Source organism: Chryseobacterium phosphatilyticum, from assembly GCF_002899825.2.
GTDB lineage: Bacteria > Bacteroidota > Bacteroidia > Flavobacteriales > Weeksellaceae > Chryseobacterium > Chryseobacterium phosphatilyticum.
This window is the reverse complement of sequence record NZ_PPED02000002.1, coordinates 826,397-840,266: the sequence shown is the minus strand read 5'-3', so window position 1 is coordinate 840,266 and position 13,870 is coordinate 826,397. Positions and strand designations below refer to the sequence as shown.

Sequence of the window (13,870 nt, the reverse complement as noted above, 5' to 3'; positions counted from 1 at the left end):
TAGTGAATAAGCTTCAACACATTTCACTTTCCCGGAACCTAAAACATCTTCGGGATCATAATTTTCTTAGGATCATTCTCATCATACATAATCTCTATAGCTCCTGTTTTGGGAACAGAAGATAGATTCAAAAGGCTTACAATTTTTTTATAAACAGCAATGTGTACATTTCCTCTAAAATCTTTGAAACTTACCTGAAACATCAGTTCAGGTTGATCGTTAACCGTAAGGCCGGTTTGGCTTACACTGAGAATATTTGCCTCGGCATTTCTTCCTGCAAACAGAATACGTTCTTCTTTGTTATTCTTAAAAAACTTCCCGACAATCAACTGGAAAACCAGTACATAAATAAGGGTCATCACTCCACTAAAAATAATAGGATGCATAAATGTAAGAAACTGCCAGCCAAAATTATTAGATTCCCTTATATAAAAATAATAATATAACCCCATGATATATGCAAGTAGCAAGACTACAAATATACTTCTCAAAATGAGTCCGGATGTATTAAAGGCTACTTTCTGATCACTCAATATAAAGTAGGGTTCTTGTGAGATATTGGGATTGAGTAATACTTTCACTTTATTCCCGGGATCAAATCTTTTTTCCTGGGGTTTTGTATCGTGAAACATCATTTCATGCTCAATCATGGCATTCCTGAGGTTAGGAAATGAAAGCACAATCTGAATAACATTCATATTGGATTCGGGAACATATTTTATGAGCTTAAAACCAGTAATAGTTGCCTCTCTTGGAATTCCATTTCTGAGAATGGAATACATGGTGTTTCTCTGTTTAAAGGTTTTAACAAAAAGATTGTTCACAAAGAAAACAATGATATATCCCCATATTAACAAAGAAAAACCGAGGTATCCATAGCTGACAGCTAATGAATTTCTCGGTTCTGCTGTGCCCTCTTCCGTCATCAGATAAATGAAAATCGGAAACGGAACACAGAAAAAGAAAAGGAAAGCTCCCCAAAAAATGATCATAAATTTCATAACTCTTATTTTGCAGTGCGTGATAAAGTTATGACATTATTGTGGAAAGGATTCTTTGTTATACTTCTTTTTCGAAATAAAGTCTGTAATATTTTCCTTTATCATCTTCTCCGGTTTCAATTTTCTGTCTGTCACCGTGGATATAGATGTGGAAGTTTTTATCTAATTTAATAATGCTCTTAAAATGTCTCTGAGTCTTTTTCACTGCTGCTTCACTGATTGGAAATTCTTCAGCAATATTGACCTGCATATCCTGCTCATAATCTGTTTTGAAGTTAACAAAACTTTCAATGACATGCTCATCACCTAAAACTTCATGAGCAAAATCATCCAACTTAAATTCTTCTTTTTCCTTGAAGAAGTTGATCGATTTATTAAGGAAATCAGCCTGATCTGCTTTAGATACCTCAAACTCCTGTGGCAATTGCTTCGTGATATAATCTTTATACACCATTAAAGCTTCCTGTGTATGAAAATACTCATCATCACGTTGTTTTACCTTTAGGAAATCTTCAAACCAGTAGTACATATCTCCGTTTTTGTTGTTGTCAACCACAGAAAGTACATAACCGGTATCCTTATCATTATTATAGATTAAAGCTGCTTTATCAATTTTAGATAAACCGATTCCCTGATCTTTTTCAATGTCAAATGTTTCCTCTGAAGGATTAATTTTAAGGAAAGACTCTCTTTTTTCCGTTTTAAAAATACCTATCTTATCTACTCTGTCAGGGCGATCACTTTCATCCTCAAAAAGGACAATAAACAATTCTCCACTCTGAACTCTGGGATTTTCTGCCGCTTCAAAAAGATGTTTTGCAATATTTTCAGATTCCCATATAAATTTGGACTTATCATCAAAAATTTCAGAAACCGCATTGTAAACAGGATTATTCACCAGATACGTGTCGCTGTAAAAATGAAAAGTTTCTTCTGATTTGAATGACCCTAAAAAGTAATCTTCAAGCAATTCTGCCATTCCTTCTTCCAGCTTCAACTCCTCCTGGGAAAGCGTTAAGGAATCTCCATTGATCTTATTTCCGACTCTGTGTACTATTATTTTTGAAAACATCTTCTGAATATTTGGACTGCAAAGATATTCATTCTATTCTTTATGCGAAACTTAAAAATAATGTTGATTGTATAGAATTTTTAACTATAAAAGACACAAAAGTTTTATTTTCAAACCCTTTAATTCACAAAATAAAAGTGCATAAGTATCATACTATTTTGTGAAATGAACTTCCTTTTATCATTCCGGAGGAATCTAAACATAGTATATTTTAAAACATTTAAGAATAAATTAAATGTCTGAAAGCTTTTGTGATTTTTGACTTCGTCAAAATAACATTCATAGACAGAAAGGAGATAATTTTATACTGTACCTACTTTCCCACTTTGATAAAAACCTTATCATTTTGACAAGGTTTTTCGTTTTAAAAACATAACATCAAAAACACAAAAATCTAAAAATCAATACATTAAATCCATTTCATTTGCAGCGGAATACGATTGGCATCATGATTTGAAAACATAGAAAATGGACTTAAAAACATTAAACAGAATAGACAAACTAAGAAGATTAAAAAGCAGAGGGCCAAAGACGCCATCATGGCTGAAGCCTTATCACCTGTTATTTTTTGCCTTTTTGGTGGTTTTCATCTTTGGTGCATTGATGAAAGTTTTGGAACTCAACCATAATTAAAATATTATACTATGAATTATTTACAAGCCGTACAGGAAATCAATGATGTCGTTCCTGATTTTGAAAGTGAAGTAAAAGAAATTAAAATTCAAAATTCTTACAGTATCATCCGGACATTTACGGAACGTATTAAAAATATGATCCGCCAGAATGACAGAAATTTACTATTCAGAAGTTTACAGAAAATGGACAAAATTTACACGGATGGAGACACTGTATTAAAAAATGCTATTGAAACAACTTTCATCTATTCTTTGGACAATAGTACTGCCTTTTGTAGTGAAGAATACAGAAAAGTGATTTTTAGTCACATTTCTTCTAATCTTCAGAAAGTTTATTCAAGACAAATTTACAGTCACGGTATATAAAGCTTTTATTACATTTTTAATCACTTTCATTACAAAGTGTTTAAATTAAACAAAAATTAAAATAACTCACAATCAATAGATTATGAAAAACAAAATCAGAAGAATTTCAGATTGGAAAACTTGGAAAAACACGACAAACAGACACAATTCAGAGATATTACTCACTCACGTTGCAGTGATTGTTGCTGTATTTATTTTTGCTGCCTGCCTATAAATTTTGGTATACATTTCGCTGCATTAAAAAGTGTTTGAAAAATTCTTAATTATGATGAAAGTAAAAATGCAAACTATTAATCAAAAAATAGCTGTTGAATACTTAAAATTTTTCTATCCCAGACTTCGCAATGAAATCACACAGTTATCTGTTCAGGATAACTTTGCAGGAATCATGCAGGCTACCGTTAATTATCTGAAAGGTCTGTTACAAGAAGCAAAAATCAACATTATCGCACATCACATTAAATTAATGGATGCACTTTATACGAATGGAAATTCTTATGTAAGAACAATGATTGAAAATATTTTTGTAAGATCGTTCGAGAGCTTTAAAAAGCATGCTAAGATTCAGCATTGGAAACTCCTTTATCAGTATATGCCTGTAAGCTTCCAGATTATTTATAATGAGCAGCAGAAACAGGATCAAATATACTTTGGAAAATAATAAGTAAAGTCAAAAAGACGAAACTGCAACTTTGCAACTTCGTCTTTTTGTTTTTTACCCGATATAAAGGATCAGCGGAGTCAGAAAACAAGTCCTGACGAATCTTACCTGAATACCTATCGGGAATTTTATAAAGAACCAACCTGGAAAAATATAGATCTTGATCTGAAAAAAACTTCCTGAACGGGGCTGATTTTAATCTTTATATGATTGGAGGTAGTGGGGTTACCGCAGCACAGTCTTTCAAAGGATATGAAGCTTTCGTAAATCATGTTTCAAAAGGAACATTTTCAAAAAGCCAGCCGGGAGTTCCGATTTTCTGTACGCATTCTTATTTAAATGACAATTCTCCGGTAAAAACTTCATTTAAATTTGATATTAAAAATCCACCGGTTTATGTAAAACTGGTGAAAGAAAATATAGTCACCAGTGGTCAAATAAAAAATGCAGATATTAAACTGTATTTCTACTCCAGGAAAAGCAAGACCAATACCATTACCCATCCTAGCATTCGTTTTGTGATCAACGAAACAACAACAAATGGGGTAAGCAGCAATGGAGATCATTTTACTTATATCACTACCACAGAGCCAATTGTACTTCAAAATGCGGGGCTCAATACCAATATGACCCTTCCTAATCAACCCTTATCCGACCGGCATGGAGTCTGCAAGCCGAGAGGGCAGCATCCATATGAGTTTGTGACGACCAGAACGGAAGATGTAGAATACACGATCACTCCAAGCGATAAGTACAAATATATTGTGATCAATTAAAGATCACCGTAATTTTTGATATAATTAACCGAAATTCCCGGACCTGATCCGGGAATTTTATTTTTACTGAGCTTTCTTAACAAATACTTTTTCAATAACCTGAAGCTCTTTTTTATTGAGCTTTGACGTCTTTTCAAGCTTTGCCAGAAAGGCAGATACCTCTTCCTGAGTTGCCGGTGACCCAAGGTTTTCTCCTTTAGCATTAAAAGAATCAGCCAATACTTCTCCTTTTGGATTTAAAATCAACCAGAAAGGAAGCCCGGCATTTTCCCCATGAAATTTATTCATCAACTCCTGTCCTCCGGGATTTTCAAGCGCTTTCTTCTCTCCTCTTTCCTGAACATCTATATAAGCAGTGACAAAGCTTTTCGCAAAAATAGGTTGGGTTTCAGGAAGATTCATATTCTTTTCCATCATTTTACACCATTTGCACCACGAAGCATGAAACATCAGCAAAACATTTTTCTTACCTGCTTTAGCTTCCGTTAATGCCTTATTGATGACTACATCAGCTTTTTCCTGAGCCATGCCCAATTGGAAAAACAATAAAGTGGCTACCACAATGATTTTAGAATATTTCATTTGAATTTTATTTTTTTATTCTACACGAATGTAGACATTTTCTTTAATTTAGTAAAAGATAAAAACTCATCAATTCATTTAATTGTTAAATTTTTCACGAGCAGAAAAATGATTGAAATAAAGAAATATTCAAACCAGGAAGGACATCCTGAACCAAGAAGAGTGATTAAATACACCCTATTCTGGTGTCAAAGCGGAACGGCAGAAATTCTGATTGACGAACATCATTTTGTGTTGAAAACCCATCAAACGATTACCGTCACCTCAGGACAATACCATCAATTGATCTCTGTAAACGGCGAACTGACCGTGCTTGAATTTACTCTTGATTTTTTCAGCAAAAGTGACAGTGATATTGAACTTATTTTTCACAACGGACTTTTCTGCCATTTTGGAATGAACGAAAAGATCACTCTCAGGAATGCCTCTTTTTTTTCAGAAATACTTAACCGTATTGAAAAAGAAGTCCATGAAAAACCTTATCAATATTTAATTTCCACCCATTCTATGGTTGAGTTGTTATTGGTAGAAATCAACCGCAGTAAAATTGCAAACGGTGATGAAATATGGAAACCGGATGCCCTATTTTTAAAGTTTCTGGAAAGCGTAAGGCAGCATTTTTCCGATAATTATCCGGTTTCAAGATTCGCAGATCTGTTAGGAACTACCGAAGCTAAATTGAATGAGGTATCAAAACTTCATACTCAAAAGACGGCACAAAATGTGATTTACAGCCTCATCATTTCCGAAGCCAAACGGCTTCTACTTTATGAAAAATTAAGTGTAAAAGAAATTGCTTACCAATTGGGTTTCAACGATCCTTTTTACTTTTCCAACTTTTTCAAAAAACATACTTCCGTTTCTCCGAAAGACTATCAAAAAACGGTAAGAAAAATTTAGATTTCAGTATAGAAGGATACATTACTGATCCATTTACTTCCCGATTAATTCATTGAAATTCATTTTCAATTCTCAATTTTCAACTTTCAATTTTCAATTTGTTATAAATCTTCTATGCTTTTTCCGGAATTGTCTATTCTTCAGACCCTGCTTTTCACTGAACTTTGTCCCTGTCATTGAAAACAAAATTATAGGTATGAAAACAAAACAAGACATCGCCGTTTTCTTAGTAAGAATAGCTTTGGCAGCCGGATTTTTATCCGCTGTAGCCAGCAGATCAGGCCTTTGGGGAGCCCATTCATCCGGGTGGCAAAAATTTGTACAGTACACCGCTGAAACCAATTCATTCTTACCTTCTTCATTTGCTCCTGTACTCGCTATCTTCTCCACATTGGCAGAACTGTCTTTGGGCATTTTGCTTCTTTTAGGATACAAAGTGAGACTCATTGCACTTCTCGCTTCTGTTCTTACTTTATTTTTTGCCATTGCAATGGCTGTTTCTTTCGGCTGTAAAGAACCACTGGATTATTCGGTTTTTGTTTTCAGCGCCGGAGCATTTTTACTGAGCACTTTCCCCCGGCATCAGTGGACTATTGAACAAATATTACATCAAAACAACCATTAAAAATCATCATTATGAACACCAACATCCACGATTATATCGTAAAAACAGAACAAAAAGAATGGCAACCTTTAATTGAAAAAGGAATTCATTACGAAGGTATTTTTGTACAATCATTAAAATTTGATCCTGAAAAAAACAGATCTACCACTATTCTTCTGAAGTTTGAACCCGGAGCAAGCTATCCATATCACAATCACCCCGCCGGTGAAGAGCTTTTTATCATGGAAGGTGATGCTTTCATAGCAGGCGCAAGACTGGAAAAAGGAGATTATTTGTATACTCCACCTGGCTTCAGGCATTCCGTGAAATCTGAGAATGGATGTATCATTTTTTTTATGATTCCGGAAGAAGTGGAAATTCTTTGAGAGCATCATCTCATTTGATAAAAATAAAAAGTCACCGTACAATTTGATTTACGGTGACTTTCTACAAGAATGTCATATTTTATATCATTCATATACGATTTTCCACTGGTGTTCTTCTCAAAGTGATAAACGTTTTTTTCTTTCGTATAATATCAATAATTAACTGAACGGAGAAAGTAAGGAAAATATAAAGTACAATAAGTATCATGACATATCCTATTCCATGTTGCCTGTATCCGAATATCCCCTTACCCCATGATATCAAAATCCATTGAATCATATACATTGAAGTCAGGTTTTTGCTGCAATATTGTAACAATCTCATGAATCTGTTTTCTTTACCATTTGAGGTCATGCTAAAAATAATCCATAAGAAAATCAATGTCCACCCTGCAAAATAAATAACGCCTCCAGGTCCCATATGGTAAAAGCCATTGTAGTTGTACTCACCATACACAAAAACAAGTGGCGCCCCGACTGCAACGAATAATAATCCTACATACAGCATATTTTTAAATAGCTGTTTGCTATTGTAATTAAGCTCCTGAAACCATTTTCCGAAAAACATTCCAATAATAATAAAAGACATCCACGGAAAAACAGGAAAATAAACATAAGCCGGATAATCAGTATTAAAAAGAAGATCAAGGATATAATTAATAACCGGAACATCTGAATGAATCCCATTTACTTCTCTTGCCACCAATGCTACCAGCAAGCCAACAGCAAGAATAATATACTTATTTTTGATATATTCCCTGATAAATCCTACAAAAAGTAAAGACATTCCGGCAAGCTGCAAAATATCCCCCAATTGTACGAGATAGACATATTGTTGTTCGATGGGAGCATGCCATCCGTATTTTTGAATAAAATTATCCGGAGCAAAACCAAAAATTACAGGAATCATAAATTTCATGAAATTCATGAAAAGCCCTGCAAATACAAGCGTACCACCTCGTTTTAATGCACTGCCGAGGCTTTGATGGCTAGAGGTCATAAAGGTGATCCCCATGCAGATCAAAAAAATAGAGGTTCCCCGTCCAAGGAAAACGATAAAGCTCCCTATGGCTGTTTCAGATTGAGATTTTACATTCGCATAGATAAGCACGGTATGAATGATGATCATACCTATAACACTCATACCTTTTATTAAATCCAAAGTTAGGATTCTTTTATTGTATTGTTCCATGGTTTTAATTATGATTAGGAAAAACTGAAATTATACGTATTATTTTACACTTGTTTTTATTTATTCTAAACAAAAACAAATATACAAATATAAAACACATAACAACATTTCATGATAAACTTTCTTGAATTCCTGTTAATTATTGCTTTAATCATAATATTCCAAAATAGAAAAATGAGAAGCAAATACATGAAATACTCTTTAACCTTACATTTCTTGTCTTCGTCATCATTGAATCAAACTTTTCTTGTCACAAGTCATTTTTAAATTTTTACCTAAAAAGAAGCAAAAGCAATAATTTAATCTTGCAATTGCACACAAACAGATTTATTTTAAAACAGAATGCAAAATAAAATTAACACATGGTAATTATTTCACTACAATTCAATTTATTTCTCATTATAATCACAATTTTAATATATATTTGTAAACAATAAACAACTATAACGAATAAATTAATAATTTATAATTCAGCAAAAAAAATCAACAATTATAAAAAAAAACTATTTCAGATTCCTATATACAGGAATGATTGCATTATCTGTTATTTCCTGTGCAAGAACAGACAATAATGATATTTTAGAAAAGGAAAAACCCATCAGTTCCAAGAATATCTCAGAAAAAGAATTATTGGCAAAAGGATGGATGGTTGTGAAAGAAATTGACTTAACTCCAGGGCTTAAAGAGAATCTTAACAAACCAAAGTTCACAAAATATACGGGACAACTAGAAACTAAAGTTCCTTTTACGGCAGAACATTTATTTCAACTGGGATGGGATTCTGACAGCAGCGATGATGGAAAGGAACTGGCAAAAGCCCTCAAATTATCGACCGGCCCTATTGGTGATATGGATCTTTATGGTGTTGTTTTCACTCCAACAGTAGCCATAAACACCACTCCTAAAAAAGAAAAACAATGGTATAAAGCCAATACCGTTGTTATGCTGGGGATCCCACAAGTTGACACTACTCCTACAGAAATAACAATACCTGATGAATCATATACAACTGAAGTTGTAAATTCCAGTAATGAAGACAGTGAAGTTACTGTAACATATTCGTACAAATCGGGATATAAGACAAGCTGGTATGTAAAAGCTTCAGCTTCTACTAAAGTAGGTGCTACTTTTGACATAAGCATCCCTCTCATTCTTGATGCAAAAGTAAATACAGAAATAACTGTTGCAGGAGAAGGTGGCTATGGAAAAGATGACACTCAGGAAAAAACCCTGACCAGTACTTATAAAACAAGAGTACCCGCTAATAGCAAAAAAATGATCACAGTCCTTACAAAGATTTAAGGTTCAAAAGTGAATTACAAGGCTCCGATAAGTATAAAAGGTCCGACTCTTCTATGTGCATATGATTGGAAGTATAATGTAATGCAAGGGGACATTACCCAAATTTTAAGAAGAGATCCTTCCAGACCCATAGATGAAATTGGAACTGCTACCGCAATCGCCAATACAAGTGTTAAAATACTTGAATCTCCTGCTACAAAACTATAATACAATATAGTGTTGAAGTAAGGAATAGATCCAATTTCACTTCTAATAGCTGCACATGTATAGAAACAAAAATCCCCAGGATCACTTGGGGATTTTATACTTGTCCTGATTATCTGGCTAATTCTGGCGGACGCATCTTATATTTGTAACTATTCAAACTCTTTAGAAAGGCTACAAGATCGAAGACTTCGTCATCCGTTAAATTAAGCTTCTCAATCATATCTGATTTATGAGGAAACTTAGGATCATTTACCTGATCTCCTTTCGGCGTTTCTCTACCCATTCCGGCATTGTACATCATGACAATATTGGCCAGCTCAGGAAAAAGCCCATTATGCATATAAGGTTTATTCTCTGAAACTTCTCTGAGTGTAGGTGTTTTAAATTTCCCTACATCTTCATTTTTTTGGGTCACCACATACCTGCCAGGATCCTCATATTTTCTTCCGTAATAAGTAAGTCCCAGATTGTGAAATTTCTGATCTGAAAAATAAGGAGTATTATGACAATTGATACAATTTGCTTTCGTACGGAATAAATGGAGGCCATTTAGCTCCGCATCATTTAAAGCATCTTTTTTTCCGGAAACAAATTTATCAAATTTTGATGGGGGGCTGATCAAAGAGCGCTCAAATGTTGCTATAGCTTTGGTTATTTTCTCTTCCGTAACATCTCCATTCCCAAAAGCTTTCTCAAAAAATGGTTTATATCCTTTAATTTTTTTAATATTTTTAGTGGCCAGAGCCATGTGGAAATTCATTTCCACCGGATTTTCAATAGGTCCTTTTACCTGCTCTTCCAATGTTGCGGCACGCCCGTCCCAAAAGAATGTTTTAGCATACCCTATATTCACCAAAGTAGGAGCATTCCTGACTCCCGTCTGACGATCATGTCCGAAAGAAACCCTGCTTCCGTCTGACCATCCGATTTCAGGATTATGACAATTGGCACACGAGATTTGTCCACTTTTTGAAAGCCTCGGATCAAAGAAAAGCATTTTCCCCAATTCCATTTTATCTTCGGAATACGGATTATCATCAGGAAAAATCATTTTTGATAAAGGTCCGATATCCTGAAACCCTTCTTTTGCTTCCGCAAATAAATGGGGTGCCGGCCATTTGGACTGATCTCCACTGCTGTACAATGTACGCAACTCTTCTATGGTATATCCCGTGGGATCACCAGAAGTATAACTCAATAAACATACTGCTCCAATAATCGCTAAAAAAGCGAGATATCTGTCTTTCATTTTTTTTAGTAATAAACATTCAACCCTACAGAGGCTATCTGATTGGCTTTTCCATTATAATCTGCTGCATTTTTATACCTACTGTTCATTAACCAAACCTGGGTAAAAGTACCAAATAACTCATACCTTATTTTATTTTTGTCAAAAATATAACTTGCATTAAAATTCAATCCTATTTTAGGGGTAGCATCGTAAGCAAAATCAGGCTGGGCAATCTTCGTTACAAAGATATTCTCTTTTGAGCTTTGATAAGGCTGATAATCGAATTCTTTTTCCAACGGAAGATAAAGACTTTGTGTAATCCCTACAGACAATTTATGAGAAGGCATCAGTGCAAATTCTTTTTCAGCCCCGAGACGATAATTAAAATAAGAAAGCTTTCGATCCATGACTACTGATAAATCTTTTACATGATTTTTTCCATAATCTGCATCCAAAAGAACTTTAAATGCCTCATTTTTATGATTAAACCAAACGACACTGTTTTGCCAGGTAAGGTTTTGTTGTGCCAGGCGATAGGTTCTGTATTCCAAAGGATAGTTGTAATTGGTATCCAGCTGATCCCGATACGTCACTAAAGAAGCCCATTTTTTCCCATTATAGTTTCCTAAAAAATTCAGGTAGAAACTATGCAGGTCCGTTTTCAATCCGGAATATTTTATATAGTCTCTGTGCCAGGTAAATTTAGCATCCTGGTATTCAAAAACCTTATAAAAACGTTCAATAACATTTTTATAATCATATCCCGCGGAAAAATGAGTATTCGTATTATTGAATGCATATTCTCCACCCCAGATATATCCTCCCACTTTATACTCGGAAGTTCTGAATTGAGTATTTCCTATGTACTGGTTACCATATCCTTCATTATACCGGATATAAATGCTGTCATTGGCTGGAACATTTCCCCCGACACTCACAAACAATATATCATTATTCTTATAATTGTTTATATAGCTCAGCTTACCGAACACTGAATGCTGCCTCCATTTTAATCCCAGTTTGGCAAAAGCTCTGTACTGGTAATTGTCTACTTTTGGCCTTGGATCAGCATTTTGCCGGTAGGATTTAGCATATTTCCCTTCTCCTCCGATCTGAATGATAACAGGTTTTATAGGATTATAAGCCATCTGCCCATTGATAAAGTAACTCTGTTTCTGCCATCTTCCTGAACGGGGTGCCCAGTAATAGGAAGGATTGTAAATGAATGAAGAGTTGGTGGTTCTTTCATCATTCAGAATATAAGGAACTTCTTCTTCGGTTGTCTTGTCAGCCTGAAGTTTCCCTGAAAGAGCTATTTTATCACTAAGCTTATAAACACCCTGAGATTGAAAGGTAAAACTTCCGGTTTCTACCGGAGTCTGAACCCTTTTAAAGTTCTGTTTTGTATTGGAATACTGAAAACTTGTCTGAGAAAAATCCAAAGGTTGAAAAAAAGAAATATAGGGATCATTTAGCCTGATATTCTTCTCTACTGAACTGATGGTAATACTGTCTAAATGAGTCGCCTGAGCATGGAAGAACTGGCTGCTTACTACAGCTAGTCCCAACAAACCATATTGGAAAATTTTTACTGTTTTCTTTTTTTTAATTTGCATATCCTCTAGGGTTCGCTTTAATCGTTACAAAATCATTGGCAGAATTATTGGTATCCTGCAATACAACACGGCCATTGATAACTTCCTTCGTTTTACGAATTACAGAAAGCCCCGTAAAGGTAGCTTCTGCCAACCCGTCTTTATTAACGATGAAAGTTCTTGACGCATCAATATCAGAAGGAAAGTCTTTAGGTACTTTCTGTTCCTTATCTGTAATGTCAATACCATCAATAATATATTTCTTAGGAATTTGTAAAAATAATGTTCCGTTCGGATCTTTAGGAGCCGCTACTTTTTTCCAGCTTGCCACTTCGGCATCTGTAGCTCGCAGAATCCCAACCCCCAACATAGAAGTAACGTTAAGCACCAAATCATTGGATGCAATACTCCAGTATGAAACCAGCATATCAGGAACCATAATATTCTGAATATCCCATGCAAAAGGCTTTTTACCAATACTGGTATTATAGGTTCCCATATAGGTCTCAAAATCAGCCTGGCTCAAATCAATTGTTTTGCTTGGATCCTGTATGGCAATAGATTTTCCATTGATATCATCATAAGGAGCTTTGTGATTAACTGCCGTTTGAGCTATGACAATACTTTTGCCCGGCAGAATAGGATATTGACTGCCATTACCCGGGATTTTAATCAGTATATTGGAATATACAAAATCTGTATTGGCCGTAGTTCCGCCACCGGCTGTCAAACTCCAGTCATATTGTCCGCCAGGCAGGGTAAAATTAGTAACATTGTTATTCACATTACCTTCAAGAAATACCAGATGTAAACCATCCGCATAAATAGTCTGATCTGAATTGTTATGAACTTCAATAAACTGATCTCTGATATTAGCACCAACATTCTTGTCTGAACCCGCATAATAATATTGTTTGATGACAAGATCACCAAGATTTCCACTGGAAATCCTTACCAGAGTAGAAGAGATATTGGCATTAACTGTTACTTTTTCCTGCAGACCTCCGAAATGTACAGTTTCATAGCTTGTTGTTTCACCAATTTCCTGTTCATATTCACTTTTCTTCAATTGTAGCTCTGCCTGTACATTATAGCTTCCGGGAAGTACGGCGGTCAGTTTAAGATCTCCATTGGCATCTGTTTTTCCGGTAATTTTATCTCCTGTCGCTTTATTTTCAAGTGTAATCGCAACATTGGCTACTCCTTTATCCGCCACCTGAGGGTACTTCGAAGCATCATATTTAATGTTAACGGTAAATGGTACAGGTTTAATTTCATTGTTTTTGCCAAAATCATCATCTCTGTTACATCCTGTAAAGCTGAGAATGGGGATGATCAACAATAGTATTATTCGTTTCAT

Annotated in this window: 16 protein-coding genes; 9 read left to right on the top strand and 7 right to left on the bottom strand. The window is 34.8% G+C overall.

What is annotated here, in order from left to right:
* Positions 1-38 precede the first annotated feature (38 nt).
* Entirely contained in the window at positions 39-1,001 is a 963-nt protein-coding gene (locus tag C1631_RS10910) for a hypothetical protein (RefSeq protein WP_103247648.1), read from the bottom strand.
* Positions 1,002-1,059: 58 nt separating this feature from the next.
* Positions 1,060-2,073 carry a nucleoid-associated protein gene (locus C1631_RS10905; protein ID WP_109712091.1) on the bottom strand — a complete coding sequence of 338 codons (1,014 nt, stop codon included), beginning with the start codon at positions 2,071-2,073 and terminating at the stop codon, positions 1,060-1,062.
* 468 nt (positions 2,074-2,541) lie between these two features.
* Between C1631_RS10905 and C1631_RS24030 the strand changes: the two genes are divergently transcribed.
* From C1631_RS24030 to C1631_RS10890, 4 genes are all read left to right on the top strand, one after another.
* Positions 2,542-2,706 carry a hypothetical protein gene (locus tag C1631_RS24030; protein ID WP_165828275.1) on the top strand — a complete coding sequence of 55 codons (165 nt, stop codon included), beginning with the start codon at positions 2,542-2,544 and terminating at the stop codon, positions 2,704-2,706.
* A gap of 11 nt (positions 2,707-2,717) precedes the next feature.
* On the top strand, positions 2,718-3,074 hold the full coding sequence (locus tag C1631_RS10900; protein WP_103248516.1) for a DUF7674 family protein: 357 nt from the start codon (positions 2,718-2,720) through the stop codon (positions 3,072-3,074).
* 265 nt (positions 3,075-3,339) lie between these two features.
* Positions 3,340-3,735, top strand: coding sequence for a DUF7674 family protein (locus C1631_RS10895; RefSeq protein WP_103248522.1), 396 nt, complete (start codon positions 3,340-3,342; stop codon positions 3,733-3,735).
* A 206-nt stretch (positions 3,736-3,941) separates the two neighbouring features.
* Positions 3,942-4,511, top strand: coding sequence for a hypothetical protein (locus C1631_RS10890; RefSeq protein WP_103248517.1), 570 nt, complete (start codon positions 3,942-3,944; stop codon positions 4,509-4,511).
* A 63-nt stretch (positions 4,512-4,574) separates the two neighbouring features.
* Here C1631_RS10890 and C1631_RS10885 read toward each other — a convergent pair whose 3' ends face one another.
* The gene (locus C1631_RS10885; protein ID WP_103248518.1) at positions 4,575-5,093 is read right to left on the bottom strand and encodes a thioredoxin family protein; all 519 of its coding nucleotides are present in this window, start codon (positions 5,091-5,093) and stop codon (positions 4,575-4,577) included.
* A 108-nt stretch (positions 5,094-5,201) separates the two neighbouring features.
* Between C1631_RS10885 and C1631_RS10880 the strand changes: the two genes are divergently transcribed.
* The 3 genes from C1631_RS10880 to C1631_RS10870 all read left to right on the top strand — a co-directional run bounded on the left by C1631_RS10880 (position 5,202) and on the right by C1631_RS10870 (position 6,983).
* The gene (locus tag C1631_RS10880; RefSeq protein ID WP_109712367.1) at positions 5,202-5,993 is read left to right on the top strand and encodes a helix-turn-helix domain-containing protein; all 792 of its coding nucleotides are present in this window, start codon (positions 5,202-5,204) and stop codon (positions 5,991-5,993) included.
* A gap of 196 nt (positions 5,994-6,189) precedes the next feature.
* Positions 6,190-6,618 carry a DoxX family membrane protein gene (locus tag C1631_RS10875; protein ID WP_103248519.1) on the top strand — a complete coding sequence of 143 codons (429 nt, stop codon included), beginning with the start codon at positions 6,190-6,192 and terminating at the stop codon, positions 6,616-6,618.
* Positions 6,619-6,629: 11 nt separating this feature from the next.
* Positions 6,630-6,983, top strand: a complete 354-nt coding sequence (locus C1631_RS10870) for a cupin domain-containing protein (protein ID WP_103248520.1) — start codon at positions 6,630-6,632, stop codon at positions 6,981-6,983.
* Between the two features lie 88 nt (positions 6,984-7,071).
* On the opposite strand, the gene C1631_RS10865 is transcribed toward C1631_RS10870, so the two are convergent.
* Entirely contained in the window at positions 7,072-8,175 is a 1,104-nt protein-coding gene (locus tag C1631_RS10865; RefSeq protein WP_103248521.1) for a heparan-alpha-glucosaminide N-acetyltransferase domain-containing protein, read from the bottom strand.
* Positions 8,176-8,703: 528 nt separating this feature from the next.
* Here C1631_RS10865 and C1631_RS10860 point away from each other — a divergent pair.
* Both C1631_RS10860 and C1631_RS23855 read left to right on the top strand, forming a co-directional pair.
* Complete coding sequence (locus tag C1631_RS10860; RefSeq protein ID WP_103249677.1) at positions 8,704-9,477, top strand: hypothetical protein; 774 nt, start codon at positions 8,704-8,706, stop codon at positions 9,475-9,477.
* A gap of 9 nt (positions 9,478-9,486) precedes the next feature.
* Entirely contained in the window at positions 9,487-9,684 is a 198-nt protein-coding gene (locus C1631_RS23855; protein WP_123966656.1) for a hypothetical protein, read from the top strand.
* Between the two features lie 109 nt (positions 9,685-9,793).
* On the opposite strand, the gene C1631_RS10855 is transcribed toward C1631_RS23855, so the two are convergent.
* Genes C1631_RS10855 through C1631_RS10845 form a run of 3 tightly spaced genes read right to left on the bottom strand, consistent with a single transcriptional unit; the run spans position 9,794 to position 13,870 of the window.
* Entirely contained in the window at positions 9,794-10,933 is a 1,140-nt protein-coding gene (locus C1631_RS10855; RefSeq protein WP_103249678.1) for a cytochrome-c peroxidase, read from the bottom strand.
* A 5-nt stretch (positions 10,934-10,938) separates the two neighbouring features.
* Complete coding sequence (locus tag C1631_RS10850) at positions 10,939-12,531, bottom strand: DUF6850 family outer membrane beta-barrel protein (RefSeq protein WP_109712089.1); 1,593 nt, start codon at positions 12,529-12,531, stop codon at positions 10,939-10,941.
* Complete coding sequence (locus tag C1631_RS10845) at positions 12,521-13,870, bottom strand: DUF4876 domain-containing protein (protein WP_109712087.1); 1,350 nt, start codon at positions 13,868-13,870, stop codon at positions 12,521-12,523. The genes C1631_RS10850 and C1631_RS10845 overlap by 11 nt, the downstream gene beginning before the upstream one ends.

Bases quoted from the DNA above. Each gene is read 5' to 3' on its own strand.
- C1631_RS10910 (WP_103247648.1), bottom strand. From the start codon at position 1,001: ATGAAATTTATGATCATTTTTTGGGGAGCTTTCCTTTTCTTTTTCTGT.
- C1631_RS10905 (WP_109712091.1), bottom strand. From the start codon at position 2,073: ATGTTTTCAAAAATAATAGTACACAGAGTCGGAAATAAGATCAATGGA.
- C1631_RS24030 (WP_165828275.1), top strand. From the start codon at position 2,542: ATGGACTTAAAAACATTAAACAGAATAGACAAACTAAGAAGATTAAAA.
- C1631_RS10900 (WP_103248516.1), top strand. From the start codon at position 2,718: ATGAATTATTTACAAGCCGTACAGGAAATCAATGATGTCGTTCCTGAT.
- C1631_RS10895 (WP_103248522.1), top strand. From the start codon at position 3,340: ATGATGAAAGTAAAAATGCAAACTATTAATCAAAAAATAGCTGTTGAA.
- C1631_RS10890 (WP_103248517.1), top strand. From the start codon at position 3,942: ATGATTGGAGGTAGTGGGGTTACCGCAGCACAGTCTTTCAAAGGATAT.
- C1631_RS10885 (WP_103248518.1), bottom strand. From the start codon at position 5,093: ATGAAATATTCTAAAATCATTGTGGTAGCCACTTTATTGTTTTTCCAA.
- C1631_RS10880 (WP_109712367.1), top strand. From the start codon at position 5,202: ATGATTGAAATAAAGAAATATTCAAACCAGGAAGGACATCCTGAACCA.
- C1631_RS10875 (WP_103248519.1), top strand. From the start codon at position 6,190: ATGAAAACAAAACAAGACATCGCCGTTTTCTTAGTAAGAATAGCTTTG.
- C1631_RS10870 (WP_103248520.1), top strand. From the start codon at position 6,630: ATGAACACCAACATCCACGATTATATCGTAAAAACAGAACAAAAAGAA.
- C1631_RS10865 (WP_103248521.1), bottom strand. From the start codon at position 8,175: ATGGAACAATACAATAAAAGAATCCTAACTTTGGATTTAATAAAAGGT.
- C1631_RS10860 (WP_103249677.1), top strand. From the start codon at position 8,704: ATGATTGCATTATCTGTTATTTCCTGTGCAAGAACAGACAATAATGAT.
- C1631_RS10855 (WP_103249678.1), bottom strand. From the start codon at position 10,933: ATGAAAGACAGATATCTCGCTTTTTTAGCGATTATTGGAGCAGTATGT.
- C1631_RS10850 (WP_109712089.1), bottom strand. From the start codon at position 12,531: ATGCAAATTAAAAAAAAGAAAACAGTAAAAATTTTCCAATATGGTTTG.
- C1631_RS10845 (WP_109712087.1), bottom strand. From the start codon at position 13,870: ATGAAACGAATAATACTATTGTTGATCATCCCCATTCTCAGCTTTACA.